Source organism: Pseudomonas sp. 58 R 12 (assembly GCF_900005865.1).
In the GTDB taxonomy this organism is placed as follows: domain Bacteria; phylum Pseudomonadota; class Gammaproteobacteria; order Pseudomonadales; family Pseudomonadaceae; genus Aquipseudomonas; species Aquipseudomonas tritici.
The window spans coordinates 583048-604988 of the sequence record NZ_CVTP01000016.1; the positions used below are offsets into that span (position 1 = coordinate 583048).

At 61.5% G+C, this 21941-nt stretch carries 22 protein-coding genes; 12 read left to right on the forward strand and 10 right to left on the reverse strand.

What is annotated here, in order from left to right:
- The first annotated feature begins 7 nt into the window (after window positions 1–7).
- From BFP95_RS12030 to BFP95_RS12040, 3 genes are read left to right on the forward strand one after another with little or no spacing between them, the layout of a single operon-like run.
- A complete protein-coding gene (locus BFP95_RS12030) occupies window positions 8–886 on the forward strand; it encodes a metal ABC transporter substrate-binding protein (RefSeq protein WP_065875549.1) in 879 nt (292 codons plus the stop codon).
- Complete coding sequence (locus tag BFP95_RS12035; protein ID WP_049710848.1) at window positions 883–1443, forward strand: gamma carbonic anhydrase family protein; 561 nt, start codon at window positions 883–885, stop codon at window positions 1441–1443. The genes BFP95_RS12030 and BFP95_RS12035 overlap by 4 nt, the downstream gene beginning before the upstream one ends.
- A gap of 3 nt (window positions 1444–1446) precedes the next feature.
- Window positions 1447–2784 carry a dihydroorotase gene (locus BFP95_RS12040; RefSeq protein ID WP_065875550.1) on the forward strand — a complete coding sequence of 446 codons (1338 nt, stop codon included), beginning with the start codon at window positions 1447–1449 and terminating at the stop codon, window positions 2782–2784.
- Here the strand turns inward: BFP95_RS12040 and BFP95_RS12045 are convergent.
- A complete protein-coding gene (locus BFP95_RS12045; RefSeq protein WP_065875551.1) occupies window positions 2781–3302 on the reverse strand; it encodes a DUF3617 domain-containing protein in 522 nt (173 codons plus the stop codon). The genes BFP95_RS12040 and BFP95_RS12045 overlap by 4 nt on opposite strands.
- Before the next feature lie 130 nt (window positions 3303–3432).
- Here BFP95_RS12045 and cls point away from each other — a divergent pair, with 130 nt between their 5' ends.
- Together cls and BFP95_RS12055 are read left to right on the forward strand one after the other, a co-directional pair.
- Window positions 3433–4872, forward strand: coding sequence for a cardiolipin synthase (cls, locus tag BFP95_RS12050; protein WP_065891296.1), 1440 nt, complete (start codon window positions 3433–3435; stop codon window positions 4870–4872).
- Between the two features lie 111 nt (window positions 4873–4983).
- Window positions 4984–5451 (forward strand): hypothetical protein, encoded by a 468-nt coding sequence (locus BFP95_RS12055; RefSeq protein ID WP_225930662.1) that lies wholly within the window; start codon window positions 4984–4986, stop codon window positions 5449–5451.
- Here the strand turns inward: BFP95_RS12055 and cfaB are convergent.
- From cfaB to hflK (BFP95_RS12095), 8 genes are all read right to left on the reverse strand, one after another.
- Entirely contained in the window at window positions 5442–6623 is a 1182-nt protein-coding gene (gene cfaB / locus BFP95_RS12060; protein WP_065891295.1) for a C17 cyclopropane fatty acid synthase CfaB, read from the reverse strand. The genes BFP95_RS12055 and cfaB overlap by 10 nt on opposite strands.
- An 87-nt stretch (window positions 6624–6710) precedes the next feature.
- Window positions 6711–7499, reverse strand: coding sequence for an HvfC/BufC N-terminal domain-containing protein (locus tag BFP95_RS12065; RefSeq protein WP_065891294.1), 789 nt, complete (start codon window positions 7497–7499; stop codon window positions 6711–6713).
- Complete coding sequence (locus tag BFP95_RS12070; protein ID WP_065875555.1) at window positions 7490–8335, reverse strand: MNIO family bufferin maturase; 846 nt, start codon at window positions 8333–8335, stop codon at window positions 7490–7492. Before BFP95_RS12070 ends, BFP95_RS12065 begins: the two co-directional genes overlap by 10 nt.
- A 63-nt stretch (window positions 8336–8398) precedes the next feature.
- On the reverse strand, window positions 8399–8650 hold the full coding sequence (locus BFP95_RS12075) for a BufA2 family periplasmic bufferin-type metallophore (RefSeq protein WP_065875556.1): 252 nt from the start codon (window positions 8648–8650) through the stop codon (window positions 8399–8401).
- Window positions 8651–8767: 117 nt separating this feature from the next.
- Complete coding sequence (locus BFP95_RS12080) at window positions 8768–10654, reverse strand: cation-translocating P-type ATPase (RefSeq protein WP_065880323.1); 1887 nt, start codon at window positions 10652–10654, stop codon at window positions 8768–8770.
- Window positions 10651–11685 (reverse strand): protease modulator HflK, encoded by a 1035-nt coding sequence (hflK, locus tag BFP95_RS12085; RefSeq protein WP_065880324.1) that lies wholly within the window; start codon window positions 11683–11685, stop codon window positions 10651–10653. Before hflK (BFP95_RS12085) ends, BFP95_RS12080 begins: the two co-directional genes overlap by 4 nt.
- Entirely contained in the window at window positions 11682–12668 is a 987-nt protein-coding gene (hflC, locus tag BFP95_RS12090; RefSeq protein WP_175405976.1) for a protease modulator HflC, read from the reverse strand. Before hflC ends, hflK (BFP95_RS12085) begins: the two co-directional genes overlap by 4 nt.
- A 9-nt stretch (window positions 12669–12677) precedes the next feature.
- Window positions 12678–14582 (reverse strand): protease modulator HflK, encoded by a 1905-nt coding sequence (gene hflK / locus BFP95_RS12095; RefSeq protein ID WP_065875560.1) that lies wholly within the window; start codon window positions 14580–14582, stop codon window positions 12678–12680.
- Window positions 14583–14828: 246 nt separating this feature from the next.
- Between hflK (BFP95_RS12095) and BFP95_RS12100 the strand changes: the two genes are divergently transcribed.
- The 6 genes from BFP95_RS12100 to BFP95_RS12125 are packed head-to-tail and all read left to right on the forward strand — an operon-like array spanning window position 14829 to window position 20509.
- A complete protein-coding gene (locus BFP95_RS12100; protein ID WP_065875561.1) occupies window positions 14829–15446 on the forward strand; it encodes a CDP-alcohol phosphatidyltransferase family protein in 618 nt (205 codons plus the stop codon).
- Between the two features lie 10 nt (window positions 15447–15456).
- Window positions 15457–17211, forward strand: coding sequence for a bifunctional alpha/beta hydrolase/class I SAM-dependent methyltransferase (locus tag BFP95_RS12105; RefSeq protein ID WP_065910144.1), 1755 nt, complete (start codon window positions 15457–15459; stop codon window positions 17209–17211).
- A gap of 2 nt (window positions 17212–17213) precedes the next feature.
- A complete protein-coding gene (locus tag BFP95_RS12110) occupies window positions 17214–18512 on the forward strand; it encodes a phosphatase PAP2/dual specificity phosphatase family protein (protein WP_065875563.1) in 1299 nt (432 codons plus the stop codon).
- Window positions 18502–18945, forward strand: coding sequence for a hypothetical protein (locus BFP95_RS12115; protein WP_065875564.1), 444 nt, complete (start codon window positions 18502–18504; stop codon window positions 18943–18945). The genes BFP95_RS12110 and BFP95_RS12115 overlap by 11 nt, the downstream gene beginning before the upstream one ends.
- A 9-nt stretch (window positions 18946–18954) precedes the next feature.
- Window positions 18955–19575: a lysophospholipid acyltransferase family protein gene (locus tag BFP95_RS12120; RefSeq protein WP_065875565.1), complete on the forward strand. Its 621-nt coding sequence runs from the start codon at window positions 18955–18957 to the stop codon at window positions 19573–19575.
- Between the two features lies 1 nt (window position 19576).
- Complete coding sequence (locus BFP95_RS12125) at window positions 19577–20509, forward strand: phosphatidate cytidylyltransferase (protein WP_065910146.1); 933 nt, start codon at window positions 19577–19579, stop codon at window positions 20507–20509.
- Between the two features lie 151 nt (window positions 20510–20660).
- Here BFP95_RS12125 and BFP95_RS12130 read toward each other — a convergent pair whose 3' ends face one another.
- A complete protein-coding gene (locus BFP95_RS12130) occupies window positions 20661–21134 on the reverse strand; it encodes an Lrp/AsnC family transcriptional regulator (RefSeq protein ID WP_065875668.1) in 474 nt (157 codons plus the stop codon).
- Between the two features lie 136 nt (window positions 21135–21270).
- Here BFP95_RS12130 and BFP95_RS12135 point away from each other — a divergent pair, with 136 nt between their 5' ends.
- Window positions 21271–21900, forward strand: coding sequence for a LysE family translocator (locus BFP95_RS12135; RefSeq protein WP_065875567.1), 630 nt, complete (start codon window positions 21271–21273; stop codon window positions 21898–21900).
- The last annotated feature ends 41 nt before the right edge of the window (window positions 21901–21941 follow it).

Below are 21941 nucleotides of genomic sequence, written 5' to 3' on the forward strand. Positions count from 1 at the left end.
TTTCCCGATGCGCGCTCTATTCGTGCTGTTCAGTCTCGTCTTGTCGTTATCGACGGCTCAGGCCGCAGACAAGCTTCAGGTGGTTACCAGCTTCAGCATCCTCGATGACATCACTCACCAGATCGGTGGCGATCACATCCAGATCAGCAACATGGTCGGCCCCGACGCCGACGCCCATACCTATGAGCCAACGCCGGACGATGCTAAAGCGCTGCTCACGGCCAGAGTCATCATCAAGAACGGCCTCGGCTTCGAGCCTTGGCTGGACCGCCTGGTGACGAGCACCGAAACCAAAGCCACCGTAGTCACTGCCAGCAAAGGCGTGATCTCTCACACCATGGATGAAGACGGCGAAACCATTCCCGACCCACACGCCTGGCATAACCTGGCCAATGCCGAAATCTACGTGAACAACATCACCAAGGCGCTGATCGCTGCCGACCCCGCCAACAAGGCCGACTATCAGCGCAACAGCCAAACCTACCTAAAAGAAATCTACCGCCTGCTCGCCGAGGCCAAGACCAAGTTCGGCGCGCTGCCACCCGGTAACCGCCGCATCGTCACCTCACACGACGCCTTCGGTTACCTGGGCCAGGCTTACGGTATCGAGTTCCTCGCCCCCCAAGGCCTGTCCACCGAACGTGAGCCGTCCGCTGCCGAAGTGGCCGCGCTGATCACGCAGATCCGCAAAGACAACGTCAAAGCCGTGTTCATGGAAAACATCAAGGATTCGCGCCTGCTCAAGCAGATCGCTGATGAAAGCGGCGCGCAGATCGGCGGCACGTTGTACTCCGACGCCCTCGCCGCGGAAGGCCCGGCCAGCACCTTCACAGGACTGTTCGAATACAACCTCAACACCCTGTGCGCCGCGTTGGGCAAGCCATGATCCGCAAGAACCCGTCGGGCGATCTGCCCGTGATTGCCGAATCCGCCTATGTCGACAAGACCGCGATCATCTGCGGCAAAGTCATCATTGGCGAGAACGTCTTCGTCGGCCCCTACGCCGTGATCCGTGCCGACGAAGTCGACGCCAGCGGCGCCATGGACCCGATCACCATCGGTGCCAACTCCAACATCCAGGACGGCGTGGTCATCCATTCCAAGTCCGGCGCGGCGGTGACCATCGGAGAATTTACTTCCATCGCCCACCGTTCCATCGTCCACGGCCCGTGCAGCGTTGGCGACCGCGTGTTCATCGGTTTCAACAGCGTGCTGTTCAACTGCGCCGTGGGCGACGGCTGCGTGGTGCGCCATAACTCGGTGGTCGACGGGCGCGACTTGCCCGCCGCGTTCTACGTGCCCTCCACCACCCGCATCGGGCCCACCACCGACCTGTCGCAATTCCCGCCGGTGAGTGTCAGTGCCTCGGAGTTCTCCGAAGACGTGGCACGCACCAATGTCGATCTGGTGCGCGGCTACAAAGCCCTGCAAAACGAGTTCTGAACCATGAGCCGCCTGCTGATCCGCAACGCCCGCCTGGTGAATGAAGGGCAGGCATTCGACGCCGATGTCTTTGTTGCCAATGGTCGTATCGAGAAGATCGCCAGCAGCATCGAAGGCTGCAACGCGCCCGTGGCCATCGACGCCCAGGGCCAGTGGCTGCTGCCGGGCATGATTGATGACCAAGTGCATTTTCGCGACCCCGGGGCACCGGACAAAGGCAGCTTCTACAGCGAATCCCGCGCCGCGGTGGCCGGTGGCATCACCAGCTTCATGGACATGCCCAACACCAGCCCGGCTACCCTGAACCTTGATGCCCTGGCCGATAAAAAACGCCGCGCCGCCCTGCACTCGGTGGCCAACTATGGCTTTCACTTCGGCGTGAGCAACGACAACCTCGACACCGTCGCCGCGCTCGACCCGCGGGAGGTGGCCGGGGTCAAAGTGTTCATGGGCGCCTCGACCGGCAACATGTTGGTGGACGATCCACGCATCCTGGAACGTCTGTTCGCCGAAGTGCCGACCATTCTGTTGGCCCATTGCGAGCACACGCCGAGCATCCAGGCCAACGAGCTGCGCCTGCGCGAACGCTTCGGCGAGCACATCCCCGCCGTCGCGCACCCGCTGATCCGCGATGCCGAGGCGTGCTATCGCTCCTCATCTTTTGCGGTGGAATTGGCCAAGCGTCATGGCACCCGCCTGCACGTATTGCACCTGACCAGCGCCCGTGAGCTGGCGCTATTCGAAGACAAGCCACTGGCCGAAAAACGCATCACCGCCGAAGTCTGCCTGCATCATCTGCTGTTCGATGACCGCGACTATCACCGCCTCGGCCACCAGATCAAATGCAACCCGGCGATCAAGACCCGCGCCGACCGCGACGCCTTACGCCAAGCGTTGTTGAGTGATCGTCTGGATGTGATCGGCAGCGACCACGCACCGCATACCTGGGCGCAAAAACAGCTGGGATATCGCGAAGCGCCGTCAGGGCTGCCGTTGGTGCAGCACGCCTTGCCGGCATTACTGGAGTTGGTTGCGGACGGGCTGCTGCCCATCACCACCTTGGTAGCGAAGACCAGCCACCGGGTCGCCGACCTGTTTGCCATCCCGGACCGAGGTTATCTACGCGAAGGGTATTGGGCCGATCTGGTACTGATCAAACCAGAGCCCGAGGGAAAGCCCGTCAGCAGCCAGCCGATCCTGGCCCGCTGCGGCTGGACGCCCTTCGCTGAACGCAGCTTTCGCCACAGCGTCAGCACCACCCTGGTATCCGGCCACCTGGCCTGGCACAACGGCCAAGTGGTCGATAGCTGTCAGGGTTTACCCCTGCATTTTCTGCGTTAAGCGCGGGGCTTGACCGTACCGCAATCGGTACCCAGCCACTGGGCATGGCTGTCCAGGCTGCCCTTCTGCTGGATGCCAGTGGCATTGAAGGTGCCGTTGACGGTGGTGGTGAATTCCTTCTGACTCTGGAACGTCGCCACGCCCGTGCCCTGGGCTTTCGGGCAACTGAAGCGGAATTTCCACTGGTTGCCGGTCTTGTCGGTCACTTCCTGTTTGCAGCCCGATTGCGGGTCGGTCAGGGGGATCGAATCGGAGGCCACCTGTGCCGGTGTAAGGCACACCTGCACACCTTTACCGGCCATGGTGATGCCTTGTTTTTCGAGCATGGCGCGCTGTTCGGGGGTCATCTGTTGCTTGAGTTGACCGAGGATCAGCGACAAGTCCGGCAGGTCCTGGTTATCGACTTTCATATTGCTGGTGGTCAATTCCCACAAGCCCGGCGCCAGCATCTGCGCCTGCGCTGCCACGGGCAGCGACAAACCAACAACCATGGCCAAACCTAGCAGACGAGCATTCATCGGGTAACTCCTGGGCAATTGTGGGCGTTAGACGCCGCAAAAGCGCCAGTGTTGCACGGCAAATAAAATAGCGACATTCGTGACCAGACATGGTCTGTTAGGCATTGGATTGCCTGGAGTACCGTCGTCCATGGATTTCTTTGGCCCGCATCTGCTTGCCTACTTCATTGCCACGCTGCACTTTCTCGGGACCCTCGCCGCGATTCATGCGGTGCTGACCGTCAGGACCGCCCAAGGCTCGATCGCCTGGGCCTTGTCGCTGATGTTCATGCCTTACCTCACGCTGATCCCTTACCTGATCTTTGGTCGCAGCACGTTCGATGCTTACATCCAGGCGCGTCGCCAGGCCAACCAGGAAATGCACAAGGCAATCACCGCACTCAATTGGCGCCCGTGGGTCGAGGAGGCACTTGCTGCGCGTAACTCCAGCGCCTACGCCTCGCTGCGCGCCATGCCCAAGCTGGGCCGCATGCCGTGCCTGGCCAATAATGAGGTGCGTCTGCTGGTGAACGGCGACGCGACCTTCAGCGCGATTTTTGAAGCCATCCGAAACGCGAAAACCGCCGTGCTGTTCCAGTTTTTCATTATTCATGACGACGAACTGGGCCGCCAATTGCACACCTTGTTGAACAAAAAAGCCGCTCAGGGCATAGCCGTTTACGTGCTGTACGACCGTATCGGCAGCCACGCCCTGCCCCATCGCTATGTGCAATCACTGCGTGAAGCCGGCGTGCATATCAAAGCATTCGCCACGCGCAGCGGCTGGCTTAATCGCTTCCAGGTCAACTTCCGTAACCATCGCAAGATCGTGGTGGTGGACGGCATCACCGGGTTTGTGGGCGGGCATAACGTCGGCGATGAGTACTTGGGCAAAAAACCGCCGCTGGCGCCGTGGCGTGATACGCATGTGCAGGTCACCGGCCCGGTGGTGGCGTGCTTGCAGGAGTCATTTGCCGAAGACTGGTTCTGGGCCGCGCGAGAACTGCCGCCATTGATTCTGCCGGACGCCTACCCCGAGGACGGCGTGCTCTGCCAATTACTCGCCAGCGGCCCCGCCGATCCTTATGAAACCTGCTCACTGTTTTTCGTAGAAGCCATTCACGCAGCCACCCAACGCGTGTGGATCACCAGCCCGTACTTTGTGCCCGATGAGGCGGTATTCGCCGCCCTGCGCCTGGCGGTTCTGCGGGGTGTGGATGTGCGCCTGTTGCTGCCGTCACGGCCCGATCACCGCATCGTTTACGCCGCGTCCAGCCTTTATGCGGCCGAAGCCGTGCGCGCCGGGGTGCGCGTGTTCCGCTACACGCCAGGTTTTCTGCATCAGAAGGTGGTGCTGGTGGACAGCGAAATCAGCGCCATCGGCAGTGCCAACATGGACAACCGCTCGTTCCGGTTGAATTTCGAAGTGATGCTGCTGACGGTCGACGAAGCGTTCGCTAAACAAGTCGAGCACATGCTGCTGGACGACTTCGCCCTGGCCCATGAGGTCAGCCAGGAAGAAAGCCGCGAGACCCGACGCCTGCAACAGCTGGGTATGCGGGTGGCGCGGCTGATTTCGCCCATATTGTAGGCAGCACGGCCGATTTACGACTGATTTGTCGATAGCCGACCAGTGACATCTTCATTCGTGCAGCACCTGCTCTAGGCTCAAATCTGTCACTTCCGACAATTGGAGCTAATCATGGCACCCTCATTGATGGACCAACCCCAACGACCCACTCAGACGGCCATCTCGATAGAGGTAGATATCGGCGCCCCCACCTACATTATCTACCTGCGGTACGAGGTGCTTTACGACGCCAAACCCTTTGAGGACGCCGTCGTGTATCTCTACGACAACGGCGTCTACAAAATCATTTCCCCCGGTGAAAACCACTACGGTGTCTATGTCATCAAGGGAGAAATCAGTGGGGAACGATGGGAGATAACCTTCCTTTCCATCCCTCATCCAGACTGGGGTGGCAACGTGGCGCGGCATGACCTCACCTTCAACAGAACCAGCAAAGTATTCGGACAGCAGGCTTATCTGCAAGTTGATCCAGACATTCCCAAGCAGCACGGCAGGTTCCACGTGACGTCAAACAACGTCATCGACCCGCGCCCGCTCACCTGGGATAACATCCCTCACCCGAAACTCGATCAGCGATAAATATCCTCGCGCGTCCACGGCAGTTCATGGCTGCCATCTGCATGGGGCTTGGTTGCAAGGATTTGATGCAGATTTATCCAGCCCCGCGCAAACGCATACGCGCAACCAGCCAGGTACAACCGCCAAATGCGCAACGCTTGCTCCGGCACCATCCTCGCCGCCGCTTCCAAGTTGTCTTCCAGGCGCTCGCTCCAATGGTCCAGCGTGCGGGCGTAGTGCAGGCGCAGGCTCTCGACGTCGACCACTTCCAGCCCGACTTCACTGATTTCGGCGGTCATCATCGCCAGGTGCGGCAGCTCGCCGTTGGGGAACACATAACGCTCGATAAACTCCCCCGCGCCACGGCCCACAGGGCGACCGTCGGTGTGCTTGGCGGTAATGCCGTGGTTCATCACCAGGCCGCCTTCACGCACGGCGCCGTACAACGTCTTGCAATACTCCGCCAGATTGGCGTGGCCGACGTGTTCAAACATGCCCACGCTGACCACCTTGTCGAAACGACCGTCTTGCGGCAGGTCGCGGTAGTCGAGCAGTTGCAGGTCCACCTGATCTCCCAGGCCCTCGGCGTTCACCCGCTCGCGGGCCAGTGCCAACTGCTCTTTACTCAAGGTGATGCCAAACACCTTGACCCCGAACTCCCGCGCGGCAAAACGCGCCAAGCCGCCCCAGCCACAACCGACGTCCAGCAAGTACTCGCCGGCCTGCAACCGCAATTTGCGGCACAAGTGGCGGAATTTGTCTTGTTGGGCCTGATCGATGGATTCGCTGCCGGTTTCGAAATACCCGCAGGAGTACGCCATGTCCTGGTCCAGCCACAGCTGGTAGAACGCGTTGGACAAGTCGTAATGGTAGGAAATAGCGGCTGCGTCAGTGGCCTTATCGTGAATCGAGCGCACCGGACGGGTTTCATCGTCGTGCACCAGCGCGTGACTCAGTTCATCACACACCCGGATCACTTCGGCAATAGAGCCTTCCAGCTCCAGCTTGCCTTCGATAAAGGCTTCGCCCAGTAAGTTGAGCGTGGGATGGGTCAATTGGCTGACAACCGCGGGGTCCTTCACCACGATGGTCACACTGGGCTCGGGGCCCAAGTTGAATTCATGGCCATCCCAGAGTCGCAGACGCAGCGGTAGCTGAAGATTCTGTAAGGCCGGTGGAAGTTGCGCGAGCATGAGTAGTCCCCCCTTGTTTCAGACGTCTGGCTTGAGGGTAGACCATCCGAAGACAAAGTAGGAGGCTATCGATTTGATAGCGCTCGCCTATAAGGCCCGGCGCTCGAGCAAGCCGTCCTGAACCCATTGTTTAAGCCACGTGACGGCCTGCAACGGTGCACCCTCTGCGTAACTGACTGCCAACGCTGCGCACAGTTCGGCAAAGGTCCAGCCGGTGGTCGCCATTCCCGCCAGGGCACAGGCTTCTTCAGGTTCCAGGCTACGGTAATGGCAAACATTCTGATGGCGCCACACCAGGCAGATCTGTGCCGGGCTCAACGCCTGGCTGTCGGGAAAATCCGACTCGTCCTTGCTGGCGCGCCAGATCGCCACGCTATTGAAATGACACAGCACTTGTTGCACCGATGGCGCCAGGGTGACCTGCAACACTGGCCATTCTTCAGGTGGCAACAACGCCATATCGTTCAGCGTCAGCGCTTCGCCCTGCGGTGCATCAAAGGCCAGGGTAAACGCCCACTCCAACCGCGCCAGTTCCGCCAGCGGCGCACTTTGTGCCGCCACCAAATGCTCAAGGATAAACCCAGGGAAACGCTGACCCAGCCAGCGCAGGCTGTAATGGGCCGATGGGTAACGGCGCACATAGGCCTGGGTCAGCGAGGCGAATTCATCATCGCCCAACCAATAATGGATAGCGCGGAAGTCATGCCGCAAAACTTCCTGCAGCCGCGCGATATAGGCGTTGTGGTAAATCGCCAGGCCCGTGTCCACATCCAGCGTCGGCCCACCCAGCAAACTGGCGGCGAAGCCACTGCTGGCGGTCGGTGTTTCGGCTAACAGGTGCTGTTCGAAGGCCAGCTGCCAATCGGTCAGGCGCATAAATGCCTCCCGGCCAGGGCCTTAGCGCCCAACTCACGGGCCTTGCTTAATTCGGTGAGCAGCTCTTCAAAGGGTGGGAAATGGTCGTCGCGCTCCAGTAGCGTCGACACAGGCCCCAGGTGCTCAAGCGTCTGTTGATAAAGCGCCCACACCGGGTCACACACAGGATGGTCATGGGTGTCGACCACGTAGTCGCCGTAGTCCATATGCCCCGCCAGGTGCAGCTGGCGGATGCTCTCAGGTGGCAGGTTACGAATAAACGTCCAAGCGTCGAAGCCATGATTGCGCGAGCTGACATACACATTGTTGACGTCCAGCAACAACTGGCACCCCGACAAGTGAGCCAACGCGTTGAGGAACTCCCACTCGGTGAATTCGTCGGCCTTGGAGCGCACATAACTGGAGACATTTTCCAGCACCAGAGGGCGTTGCAACACGTCCTGTACTTGGCGCACGCGGGCAGCGACGTGGTAGAGGCTTTCTTCGGTGTAAGGCAGCGGCAGCAAGTCATGTAACTGGTGGGCGCTGCCGCGGCTCCAGCACAGGTGATCGGAAATCCATGCCGGCTGGATACGCTCGGCGAGCTGTTTGATTTGCTTCAGGTAATCGGTATCGAGGGCATGGGGCCCGCCGATGGACAAGGACACGCCGTGCATCACCAGGGGATAGCGCTCGGCTATCGCATCCAGGTAGTACAAGGCTTTACCGCCCTGGACCAGATAATTCTCGGAGATCACTTCAAACCAATCCACGGGCGGCGACTGTTCAAGAATCTGCGGGTAGTACTCACTGCGTAAACCCAGGCCGTAACCGAGGCTCGCAAGGGGGGTAGGCATAAGACACTCCTGGGAAAGTGTCCGCAGCGGACGGTAAACCGCTGCGGTAGCACTCGGCTGCGATTACTCGCCGACTTTGCCGCCAGCGGCGTCACAGGCAGCCTTGGTCATGGCCTTGAAACCATGACCCTTGCAGGAGCCCTGCCCTTTGCAGGCATTTTCAGCGGTCTTGCAGTCGTTCATGCCTTTGCAGGAAGTTACGCCGTAGCAATGAACAGTAGCGTCGGCGGCCTGTGCCTGGGTGGCGACACCGGCAAACATAGTGGCGGCAGCGAAAGCCAGGGCAGCACCGGAAACGGCATTTTTGATGTTCATTTTGTAGTCCTCAGGGATCAGTGTGGGTGTCGGTCTGAACGGATTGTTCAGTCTCGACACACCACTAGAGCGAGGTCCCCCATCGGCGTTACAGCGCCTTTCAACTATTTCTGAAGATTATTCTTCAAGCTTCAACAGGGGTTCCTGAAACCGCAACAAACGCCCGGCATTTCCAAGTACCAGCAACGTGCTGAGGTTATGCAGCACCGCCGCAATCATCGCGCCCGCCGCACCCAGCCAACCGAACGCCGCAAACACGACGATGGCCAAGGTCCAGCCCAAGCCGATGATCACATTGACCTGCAACGTCTGCCGGCACTGGCGACTTAAGCGCACACAAGTACCCAGGCGCCGCAGGTCGCTGCCGATCAGCACCACGTCAGCCGATGCCAGTGCAATATCCGCGCCGCCCGCGCCCATGGCCACGCCGACCACACCGGCCTTGAGCGCCAGGGAATCATTGATGCCGTCGCCCACCACCATCGGGCGAAAACCGCTGCCGATTTCCCCCAGCACGCGGTTGAGCTTGTCTTCCGGCAGGGCCTGGGCTTCGACGTCGCTGATGCCCACCTCCAGCGCGAGGCTGTCGGCCACGCTTTGGCGATCGCCCGTGAGCAGCAGTTGCCGACCGAGGCCGAGCTCGCGCAGCTCTTGCAGGGCTTGGCGTGCTTCCGGTTTGACACTGTCGGCCAGCAGCAGCCAGGCCAGAAATTGCCCGTTCAGCGCCAGCCCGGCGATCGGGCCATCGTGGTTCGGCACAGCCGTGGTGACAATGCCCAGTTGCTCGAATAACTCTGGCCGGCCCAAGGCCGCTTCGCCCTGCTGGGTTTGCGCCACGACGCCCAGCCCCTGGCGTTCGCGAATGTCCGTCAACACGTGCATCTGGTCCTGCGTCGCCAACCCCGCCAACGCCCGGCTGACCGGGTGGCTGCTGGCCGAGCCCAGGCTGGCAGCCAGGTTCAACACCACCTGCCGATCCGGCGCCGTGGTTTCGATGGATTGCAGACGCAAGGTGCCAAAGGTCAGGGTGCCGGTCTTGTCGACCACCAGTGAAGTCAGGTCCGCCAACTCCTCCAGAAACGCCGAGCTGCGAATCAGAATCCCGTGCCGCGCCGCCACCGCAATTCCGGCAATCGCCGTGGCCGGCGCCGACAGCACCAGCGCACATGGACATGCCGCCACCAGCACGGCGAGCATCGCCTGGGCGTCATTGGTCACAAACCAGGTCACCGCCGCCAGCAACAACACCAACACCATATAGCTGCCGGCATAGCGCTCCAGCAGCCGCGTAATCGGTGGCTTGGAACGCTCGGCGTTCTGCATCAGCGCGATGACTTTGCCTAAGGTGGATTCGTTACCGGTGCGGGTCACCTCAAGGCGCAGCAGGCCGTCGAGGTTGATCGCGCCGCCAAACACCAGCACCCCTGCGCTGGCTTCCAACGGTACCGACTCACCGGTAATCGGCGCCGTGTCCAGGCTCGCCTGGCCCGACAGCACCACGCCATCGGCGGGCACCCGATCACCCGCGCGCACCTCGACGACATCGCCAGTGTTCAGCGTGCCGTTATCCACTTCAACAATGCTGCCGTCAGCCTGCACCCGCCGCGCATGGCTGCGGGTCAGTTTGCCCAGGGCATGGATCGCTTCCTGTGAGCCGATTACGCTGCGTTCTTCCAGCACGTGGCCGAAAATCATGATGATCGGCAACAGCGCGGCGGTCAGCAGATCCCCCGTAGCCCAAGCACCGAGCATGGCCAGGGCGATCAGTTGGTCGGTGATGCCATGCAGGCTGGGGAACCGCAGGCTGTACCAGGCCGAACGCATCACCGGCACGGCCACCAGCAAGGACGCCACGCCCAGCAGCAATTGGCTCACACCGTTCTGGTCCGGTGCCAGCCAGCGCCATACCAGGCCCAGTATCAGCAAGCCCAAGGCCAACATGGCCAGGGTCAATTGCCGGGCGGCGCTGCGCTGTTCGGCGGAGGTCAGCATGGGCACGCTCATTGTTCGGCTCCCTGGATGATCAAGCGGGAGTCGTCTTTTGGATCGACCGTGGTCACGGAACCGGCCTGGCCGAGAATCTTCGGCAGACGTTCACGGTACAGGCGCAACAACAGGCCCGGGTCTTTCACCTGGGCCAGGCTGGCGACGGTTGCGGTTTGCGCCTGGGCATTGGCCAGGCGTTCGCTGGCCTGGGCGTGGGCAACTTGCACCAGGCGATCAGCTTGTTGGGTTGCATTTTGGGTGAGCTTTTCGGCTTCGGTGCGAGCGTTGGCCACGGCTTTATCGGCTTGTTGACTGGCAGTGAGGACGGCATTGAAGGCATTCACCGCCGGGCCCGGCAGGCTCGATTGCACATCGACGCGGGTCACTGCGATGCCCAATCCCAAGCCTGTGGAAGCCAGCTCCGTGAGGCGCTTATTGATGCCTTGCACCAGATCGCCGCGCAGCCGCTCACGGCGCTCGGCGGCGCCATTGTCGGTACCGATCAGTTCGGGGCGCGCCACCAAAATCGTGTCCAGGTCACGCGCGGCCGTCAGGGCCACGGCGCTGCGGGTCACCAGCCGATCCAAAGCCGGCAACACATGGTCGCCCTGCAACACAAAGGCGTAAGGTTCAGTGACTTTGTAGAACACCCGCACATCCAGCTGCACCACACCGGCATCGCCGGTCAGCAGGTAGCCGGAGCCGGCCAGCGCATCACTCAACGGCGTGGCGAAGCTGGCCACGCGGTCGGCCTGGATCGCCGCGTCGGAACGCAGCAGGTTCTCCACCCGACGTTCGATCACCCGGTCGGCGGCCGGCAACAGCACCACCTGCTCGAACGGCTGCGGCCACGCCAACAGCAACCCGGCATTCTGGATACGGTCGAGGGCGCCAAAGTGCAGCACCACGGCGCGGTTCTGCGGGTCGATCTGGCGCACATTGGAAAACGCCCAAGCCAACGCCGCCAACACGGTCACCGCGTACAACGCCAGGAAGGTCAGACGCCCGGCCTGGATCCATGGGCTGTCCGGACTGGCACGCTCGGTCATGGCTGAACGTCCTTCGGCCCGTCCACCAAGGCGCGGAACGGCGCGGCATCGGTGCGCAGGATGATCTTGGTGCCCGGCGTGACCACGGTGCCCAAGGTATCCAGCGAGCGCAGCAGGTTATACAGCTGGGGATTACCGGCGTACGCGCGGCCATAGATCTGCGCTGCTTCGACCCGCGACTGCGCTTCGATATCGGCGGCTTTCACCGTGGCGTCGGCCTGTACGATGCGTGCATCGCGCTCGGCAGCAGAACGGATCTGCGCCGCTTCGCGCTTGCCCACAGCGGTGCGTTCGGTGGCGATGGTTTCACGCTCGGCGCGCATGCGGTCGACGGTGGCGGTGAGGGTTACCGACGGCAAGGTCAGCCGCTCAATGCCGACTTGGGCCACGCGCACGCCATAGGTGGTGAGCAATTGTTGATCAATCTGCTGGCGCAACTGCGTTTCGAAATCGGCGATGCGCACCTGGCTGGCATCGGTGTTGATCAAGCTGGACAAATCGAAACTGGCCGCCGTGGTTTCCAGCGCCGATCCCACAAAGGTACGGATCTGTCGCGCCGCTTCATCCGGCTGGTTCTGCACGGCGCGCATAAAGCGCTGCACATTCTCGGCGTCACCCTGCACCTGCCACGCCACATAGGCCTGCACGATGATGCGCAGGCCATCCCGGGTGCCAACATCCTGCAAACCGCTGGAGGTGGTGCGCAGGCGCAAGTCCACCGGGATCGCCGCTTCGAACGGCGCCGGCCAGCGCCAGCCAAGGCCCGGCTCCAGCAGCACCCGCGATGGGTTGCCGAAACGGGTAATCACCGTGGCCTCGCCGGAGCGCACCTGCACCAGGCTGGCGGCCGCGACCGCAAACAGCACCAGCAACAGCGCCCAGGCCATGCGCCGCCATGGGAATGGGCCGGCGGCTTGCTCGTCACCGTGATGATGGTGGTGGTGATGGCCGTGATGATGATCGTGAGAATGAGCGCTCAACAGACAAACTCCTTATTGAACGGCTTTACGCGGCACCGAGGGATCGGCCGGCAAGGTAAAAGAACGCAGATCGATCGTCGGCGCGCCATCGGCGCCCAAGCGATGATCCAGAATTAACAGCTTGGCGTGAGCCAGGCCCTGGCTGAGTTGGCCCAAATACTGTTCCAGCACGAACGCCTGGCCGGCCGTGGCGTAGGCCTTTTGTTCGGCGATAAAACGCAGGTCGGCCGCTTGGGCGCCCGCATTCACTTCGCGTGCAGTGGCCTGGGCCTGGTCGCGCGCGGTGCTGGCCTGGAGCAAGGCCTGGTTGGTTTGTTCGCTGGCCGCGCCGCGTTCGCGAGAGATCAACGCTTGGGCGCCAATTTGTGCGGCTTGCACGCCGTGATAGGCGTTGGCGGCACCGGCCGGTGGGTGGATCGCCTCGACCACGGTGGCGAGGATTTCCACGCCGCTGTCGAGCTTTTGCAGGTCCGCCTGCACCGCGCGGCCGATCTCGTCGGCCAGGCTGGTGCGTTGTTCACCGAGCAGTTCATCGAGGGTGCGCGAGGCAAAGTCGTGCACCAGGATGCGGCTGGCGGTGCTGCGGATCAGGGTCGGCACATCCGCACTGTTATAGGTGGCGGCAAGCGCGGCCTGGTCGGTGAGGCCAATGCGGTAGACAAAACGCACATCCATATTGACGATCTGGAAGCTCTGTTTGTCGCCGCTGCTGCTGGCGATCACTTGGGATTTGTCATTCACATGGCTGGCATCCCACAAGCGGTTGGCGATCAGCGGCGGTGGGCCTTCGGCGGGGGCGAGTTCCGGGGCGGCGGCTTCACTGACGCTGGTGGCCAGCTCATGCACCACACCATTTTCAACGCTTATTACGCGGCCCAACGGCCATGGCAAACCCGCATGCAGGCCAGGGCCGAAGACCTGCACCGGTTTGCCGAAGCGCTCATAAATCCCACGCCCTTGCAGCGGCACTTCGTGCACGCCGGTCAGCCCCCAGCCTACCGCCAGCACCACCAACAGCACCGGCAGAAACGCGCGACGCATGTAGGTAAACGCCCAGATCTGGCGCAAATCGATACCGAATCGGTTGTGCAACTCGTGCTGCAACGCAAGCAAGGGTTGTGGCGGCCAGCGCAGCAGCCCCGCGATAAAACTTTGCGCCATCAGGCGGGGTTCGAGGCGTGGCTGACGCGGGCTAAACAGTGACAGCACTGCTCTTAAAAGAAACTCCAGCGAGACCAGCGCCGGCAGCAGGCCGATCAACACGGCCAACCTAAGGGGCCAGACGGAATTCGCCCCTGCGAACAGCAGGCAAATCGCACTGATCACCAGGCAAATAATCGCCACTCGGCTTAGCTGAGCCAGTTGCGCGGCTTCCGGCCACTGCGCAGCGGTTTCCTGGGCCAGACGACGTTCGAACACCAGCAGGCCAAATGCCAAGGCCAGCGCCAGCGCCGCACCGATGCTTGCCGATTGACCGACCGGCGCGGCGGGCAAGGCCAGGTTCCAGAATTCGATAACGCTGACCAGTGCCAGCAGCGACCAACCGCCAAGCCACAGCACCGGCGCGCCGATCTGCTTGCCAAAACGCTCTGCAAGGCGCGCGTACCGGCCGGTGTCTTCAACCGGTTCTTCAACCGCCGGCGCTTCCAACGCCTGGGCGCGCCAATCCGCCACCCACCATGCCGATTGCAAACCAGCCACCAGCAGCAGCAACGCCGACGCACCGTTGATCAACACCACCGGCCAAATCGACAGCGGCGCAAACAGCGCGACAAACAGCGCCAGCACCCAGCCGGCAACGGCCAGCACCGTCAGGCTGATACCGGCTTGGCGCAATCGACGGGCATGGAACAGCCCCTGTTGAAACCGCGGAAGGCCTTCCACCGAAGCGCCGTCAGCTTCCAGATCCATTTGCATCCACTTAGCGTCCGCATGTACACAATTCGTTACGATATAACACGACGCGTGAAATTTTTGTTCGAAAACCGGCAGTTTCAGTACACCCTAAATTCCTGTGGATGCGGGCTTGTGTGGAACATTGTTGTGTTCAAGATCGTGACTAAACCCCCATAAACACGCGCCATCACTGGTGCACGCCACGATTAATCGGCACACTCCAGAACAGTTTTTCGCGGGTCAACGGACAAGGAAGCGTCACCCCTTATGATTTCGATCTATCAGCTCAAGCCGCGCTTTCAAAACCTGCTGCGCCCGCTGGTGCAGCGCCTCTACGACAACGGCACCACCGCCAACCAGATCACCGTCCTGGCCGGCGTGATTTCGCTGCTGGTCGGCCTGTTGATCGCCAGCTTTGCCCAACACCTGTGGCTGTTTGCGCTGATCCCGCTGTGGATGATCCTGCGCATGGCCCTCAATGCCATCGACGGCATGCTCGCCCGCGAATTCGGCCAGCAGTCGCGCCTGGGCGCCTACCTCAATGAACTGTGCGACGTAATCGCCGACAGCGCGTTGATCCTGCCGTTTGCGTTGATCCCCGGCGTAAGCCTGGCGCCGGTGTTGCTGGTGGCTTTGCTCGCAGTGTTCAGCGAATACGCCGGAGTGCTTGGGCCGATGGTGGGCGCATCGCGCCGCTATGACGGGCCGATGGGCAAGAGTGATCGAGCGTTTGTATTGGGCGTACTGGCCACCGGCGTGGCGCTGGGCTGGCTGGGCGCGGGTTGGGTCGATGCAGTGATGTGGCTGGTCGCTGCCCTGCTCGCCTACACCCTGGTCAACCGCGTGCGCCAAGGTCTTAAAGAAACGACATCCCCTTCTGCATAAGGATTTTGCGATGCGCGAACAGCAAGAGCACACCTTCAGTACCCACGATGGCGTCGAACTTTTCTACCGGCACTGGCCCGCTACCGCTGCGTTTGGCGAGGAGCCGCGCAAGGCGATCGTGCTGTTCCATCGCGGCCACGAGCATTCGGGGCGCATCGCCCATCTGGTGGATGAACTGGACCTGCCGCAATTCGACTTTTTCGCCTGGGATGCCCGTGGCCACGGCCAATCGCCCGGCGAGCGCGGTGACAGCCCGAGCTTCGCCACCAGCGCCCGCGATGTGCAGACGTTCTGCGATCACATCGGCGCCACCTATGGCATCGAAGAAGAAAACTTCGCCGTCATCGCCCAAAGCGTCGGCGCGGTGATTGCCGCGACCTGGGTGCACGATTACGCACCGAAGATCCGCGCCCTGGTACTTGCGTCCCCGGCGTTCAAGGTCAAGCTCTACGTGCCATTCGCCCGGCCGGGCCTGGCGCTGATGCGCAAGTTTCGTGGCAACTTTTTCGTCAACAGTTACGTCAAGGCCAAGTTCCTCAGCCATGACCCGGAACGCGTGGCGTCCTACGACAGTGACCCGCTGATCACCAAGGCCATTTCGGTGAATGTGCTGCTCGGCCTGTACGAAGCGGCCGACCGTGTTGTAGCCGATGCCCAGGCGATCCAGGTGCCGACCCAATTGCTGATCTCGGGCTCCGACTTTGTGGTGCACCGCAAACCCCAGCAGCAATTTTTCGATCGTCTCGGCAGCCTGAAAAAAGAGCTGCATATCCTTCCCGGTTTTTTCCACGACACGCTCGGCGAACGCGACCGCGCTACCGCCGTGAGCAGCGCCAAGCGCTTTATCCTGCAGAACTTCGAACACCCGCTGGACCGCGCCTCGTTACTCGACGCCGACAAAATCGGCGCCACCTGCGCCGAATCTGAATCCCTTGCAGCGCCTCTGCCGCGCAACTCCTTGCGCGATTTGTACTGGCGCATGACCCGCGCCAGCATGGGCCTGGGCAAAAACCTGTCGGATGGGGTGAAACTGGGTTTCGACACGGGCTTCGACTCCGGCAGCACCCTGGACTACGTGTACCGCAACACGCCCACCGGCAAGGGCGGGCTGGGGCGCATGATCGATTCCAACTACCTCAACTCCATCGGCTGGCGTGGCATTCGCCAGCGCAAGCTGAACGTCGAGGAACTGCTGCGCCTGGCCATGGCCAAGTTACGCGCGGATGATCGCGAAGTGCGCATCGTGGATATCGCCGCCGGTCATGGTCGCTACATCCTGGAAGCCCTGCAGGGCGTTTCGCCGCTGCCGGAATCGATCCTGCTGCGCGACTACAGCGACATCAACGTGCGCGACGGTGGCGCCTTGATTCGCGAGAAGGGCCTGGGGGATATCGCGCAGTTCGTCAAAGGCGATGCATTTGATCGCCTCGACCTGGCCGCGCTGGACCCCAAGCCGACGCTGGCAGTGGTGTCTGGGCTGTATGAGTTGTTTGCCGATAACGGCATGGTCGGCGGTTCGCTGGCCGGCCTGGCAGAAGCGATGGAGCCCGGCGGTTACCTGGTGTACACCGGCCAACCGTGGCACCCGCAGCTGGAACTGATCGCGCGTGCGCTGACCAGCCACCGCCAGGGCCAGGCCTGGGTGATGCGCCGCCGCAGCCAGGCGGAAATGGATCAGTTGGTCGAGGCTGCGGGCTTTCGCAAGATCACCCAGCGTGTGGATGAGTGGGGCATCTTTACCGTGTCCCTGGCACAGAAGATCTAAGCATGCGCGAACCCGGTTTATTGAAACCCGCAGTGTTGTGGCTGCTGCTGTTGGCGCCGCTGTTCTTCAGCACCTACGGCTTTGCCACCTGGGTCACCAGCCAGCGCAGCGACGTCGGCACGCTGGTGTTCGGCTGGGAAACCCATATGCCGTTTTGGGCTTGGACCATCGTGCCCTACTGGACCATTGACCTGCTGTATGGGTTCTCACTCCTGCTGCCCAATACCCGCCACGAGTTGAAACAACATGCGTTGCGGCTGCTGAGTGCGCAGGTGATTGCCGTGAGCTGCTTTCTGATCTGGCCGCTGCGCTTTACCTTCGAGCGGCCGGAACTGGATGGCGTATTCGGCTGGCTATTTGCGGTGCTGGCCGGGTTCGACAAACCGTTCAACCAGGCACCTTCGCTGCATATCGCGCTGCTGGTAATCCTGTGGGTCATGTTCCAGCGCCACACCCACGGGTTCTGGCGGTGGGTGGTGCATGGTTGGTTCGCGTTGATCGGTATTTCGGTACTGACCACTTATCAACATCACTTTATTGACTTACCCACAGGCGCCCTCGCGGGGTGGATTTGCGTGTGGTTGTGGCCGGTTGAACACCCGAGCCCATTGTTGAGTGCCCGGCTGACGCGCGACCCCAAGCGCTGGCGGTTGGGCGTGCGTTACGGCGTGGGCGGGTTGCTGTTGGCGATTCTTGCCTTTGTACTGGGCGGTGGCTGGCTGTGGATACTCTGGCCGGCGGTTTCTCTCGCGTTGATCAAAACCAATTATTTAGTACTCGGTGCTTCCGGCTTTCAGAAACGCGCAGATGGCCAATTAACCCCCGCCGCGCGCTGGCTATACGCGCCCTACCTGGCAGCTGCCTGGATCAACTCACGCCTGTGGACACGCAAACATCCACAACCCGATTTGATTGTGGATAACGTCTGGCTTGGGCGCATTCCTACGACAAGTGAGCAGGCGCCCTTCATGGCCATCGTCGATCTCTGCGCCGAATTGCCGATTAATCCACAGGGGCGCGCCTATCAGTCCATTCCCGTGCTGGACCTTATCGCACCGACACCCGACGAATGCCGACAAGCCGCACACGCCATCGAACGCTTGCGCGCCAGCGGCCCATTGCTGGTGTGCTGCGCGCTTGGCTATTCGCGCAGCGCCACCGCCGTCGCCGCCTGGCTGTTGCATACCCGACGTGCCGCGACGGTAGAGGATGCGCTGACTATCATTCGTACAGCGCGGGCCGAAGTGGTCCTGCACCCTGCTCACCGAGAAGCGCTGGAGGATTTGTCCCATGCCCGCTGATATGGAACTCCAGGTCGTCGCCAGCCTGCTGCGTCGCGGCCGTTCGCTGGATCAGTTATCCACAGGCCTGACGCTGGTCGGCGTATTATTCGGCTTGGCTCAACTGTTGATGGCGAGTATTTCGCCGATTTGCCTGCTGCTGAGCCTGTGGATGATTATCCTCGGGCTGCTGCAAAAGTACTGGGCGCTGCGTGTGGCGTTTGACGCTGACCTCTTCGCCCTGCTGGCGCGCGACATCGAGCGCACCGCCGACCTCGACCAGGCCCTGCAAAACCTCAGCCTGCAGTCGCCCAAACGCGCTGGCCGGCCCTGGACCGAGCGCCGTCGCGGCGCGCTCAAACTGCTGCGCAAACAAGCCTGGCTGCTCGGTGCGCAAGCGCTGCTGACCCTGGCCGTGATCCTCGCCAGCCCTTGGCTGCCTTTCGCCGGATAAGGAATCCCCATGTTCGAACCCGTGGTCGCCACGCTGATTACCTCCATGGCCCGCACCGTCACTGGCGCCCGCAGCCTGTGGCTCGGTTGCGCGCCGGTGCCGGTGCAACGCATCTATTTCGCCAACCACAGCAGCCACGGCGACTTTGTGCTGCTGTGGGCCTCGTTACCGCAAAACCTGCGCAAATTCACGCGCCCGGTAGCTGGCAGCGATTACTGGAATAAAAGCGCCTTGCGCCGCTACATCATCAACCGCGTGTTCAACGGCGTGCTGATCGACCGCGAACGCAAAGACCCTGTGGATAACCCATTGCAGCCCATGCTCAATGCCCTGGAAGGCGGCGACTCGCTGATCATTTTCCCCGAAGGCACGCGCAATCTTGAGGATGGCCTGTTGCCGTTCAAAAGCGGCCTGTACCACCTGGCAAAAAGTTACCCACAGGCCGAACTGGTTCCTGTGTGGATCGCCAACCTGAACCGTGTAATGCCCAAAGGTCGCGTATTGCCGCTGCCATTGTTGTGCACCACCAGCTTCGGCGCGCCGCTGCAATTGGAAGAAGGTGAAGACAAAGTCGCCTTCCTCGCCCGTACTCGCGATGCTCTGCTCGCCCTTGCCCCGGAGCATTCCTGAGATGGATAGCCAAACCCTGATGTTGTTCGGCGGCATCGGCGCGATCCTGGTGCTCGCCTCGCTGATCGGCCTGATCCTCAAACTGCGTACCCGTGGCAACCCGAACGCGGTGATCGACAACCTCAACGCGCGCATCAACGCCTGGTGGGTGATGGTGGTGGTCATCGGTGTCGCCTTTTGGCTCGGCACCGGCGCGGTGATCCTGCTGTTCTACGCCGTGTCGTTCTACGCCCTGCGCGAATTCCTCACGCTCACGCCCACCCGCCGCAGCGACTACCCAGCACTGGTCGCCGCGTTCTACCTGGCGTTGCCCCTGCAATACCTGCTGATTTATTCGGACTGGTACGGGTTGTTCTCGATCTTCATCCCGGTGTATGTGTTCCTGCTGTTGCCGATCCTCGCCTCGCTGGGCGGCGACAGCACGCACTTCCTTGAGCGCGCGTCGAAGGTGCAATGGGGCCTGATGATCGCGGTGTTCTGCGTATCCTTCGTGCCCGCCTTGCTCACCCTCGACATCCCCGGCTACGAAGGCCGCAACCTCTTGTTGATTGCCTACCTGGTGATCGTGGTGCAACTGTCCGACGTGCTGCAGTACGTGTGCGGCAAGCTGTTCGGCAAACACAAGATCGCGCCTAACTTGTCACCGTCGAAAACGGTGGAAGGGTTTGTCGGCGGCATCCTCTTGTCATCCCTGATCGGCGCGGCACTGTGGTGGACCACACCGTTCAATCCGTGGCAGTCGTTCCTGATTGCGTTGTTGATCAACTTGCTGGGGTTTGCCGGCGGCATTGTCATGTCGGCGATCAAGCGCGACCGGGGCGTGAAGGACTGGGGGCATATGATCGAAGGGCACGGCGGGATGCTGGATCGGCTGGATTCGGTGTGTTTTGCGGCGCCGATTTTCTTTCATCTTGTGCGCTACTGGTGGACCTGACAACAGACCCCAAGGCCGAGGCGGATCAAAAATGTGGGAGCTGGCTTGCCTGCGATAGCGGAGTGTCAGACACCATCACTTTTTGCTCCGCCGACGCAATCGCAGGCAAGCCAGCTCCCACATTCGTTTTGCGGTGAGTTCAGTTTCAGTGTCAACCCGGCAAATGCCCCAGCGGCAAAGCCCCTGGGGTTTTCACGGTCTGGATCGCGAAGTTGCTGCGGATATCTCTCACGCCCGGCAGCTTCAGCAGGCTGCCAGTGACAAACCGCTCATACCCGCGCAAATCCGGCACCACCACCTGCAGCAAAAAGTCCGATTCCCCCGAGACCAGAAACGCTGAGATCACTTCCGGCAATGCCATCACCGCCTCGCGGAAGGCATTGGCTTCGGTGTCGTTATGCCGCTCAACTTTCACGCCCACGAACACCATCATCCCCAACCCCACCTCATCGCGGTCGAGGGTGGCCTGATAGCCGCGAATCACCCCGGCTTCTTCCAGCAACCGCACGCGTCGCAGGCAAGGTGAGGCGGACAGGCCGATCTCGTCGGCCAGTTGCACATTGCTCAAGCGGCCATCGCGTTGCAGGGCCTCTAGAATCTTGCGGTCGAACGCATCGAATTTCAGATTTGGCATAAGTGAATGGCCGGCATTGTTATCAGTGGCAGATAGTGCCAAGACTAGACGCTTTTCCGGCTGACTACGCAAGCACCTGCGTCACCCTTCGGACCTAGAATTGGCCGGCACACAAGGGGAGTGGAACATGGCGGAACTCTGGTTATTTCTGGTGGCCCTGTCGGTGGCGTATCTGTTGCCCGGGCCGGACATGATCCTGTTGCTGCAAACCGGCGCGCGCCAGGGCAAGGCCTTGGCGCTGACCACGGCGATTGGCCTGGGGCTGGCCCGCGCGTGCCATGTGGCGTTGGCGGGCATGGGGCTGGCGACGTTGTTCAAGGTCGCGCCGTGGACCTTCGACGTGGTGCGCCTGGGTGGCGCGGCCTATCTGTTGTGGCTGGGTGTGCAGTGCCTGCGGGCGAACATGCTGCCGGCCCTCGACACTGCTAATACTCCGTCAACGGTGCATGCCTGGCGCGCAGCGTTTCAGCGCGGTTTGCTGACCAATCTGTTGAACCCAAAGGCCCTGCTGTTCTGCTCGGTACTGCTGCCGCAGTTCATCAATCCGCATGCCGGCCCGGTGGCTGGGCAATTTGCGTGGCTGGGGGTCATCCTGGTGGCAGTCGGTTTCGCTTTCGACTGCTGCTACGCCCTGGCCGGTGCGCGCCTCGGCCAATGGCTGGCACGCAGCCGCTCGGCGCAGCGGATGCAGCAATGGTTATTCGGCAGTCTTTTGATCGGTTTTGCGGTGCGTCTCACCTTTGTGCAACACGCCTGAGCACGTCGGCGTATCGCGTCATCTTTTGTATCAAAGACGCG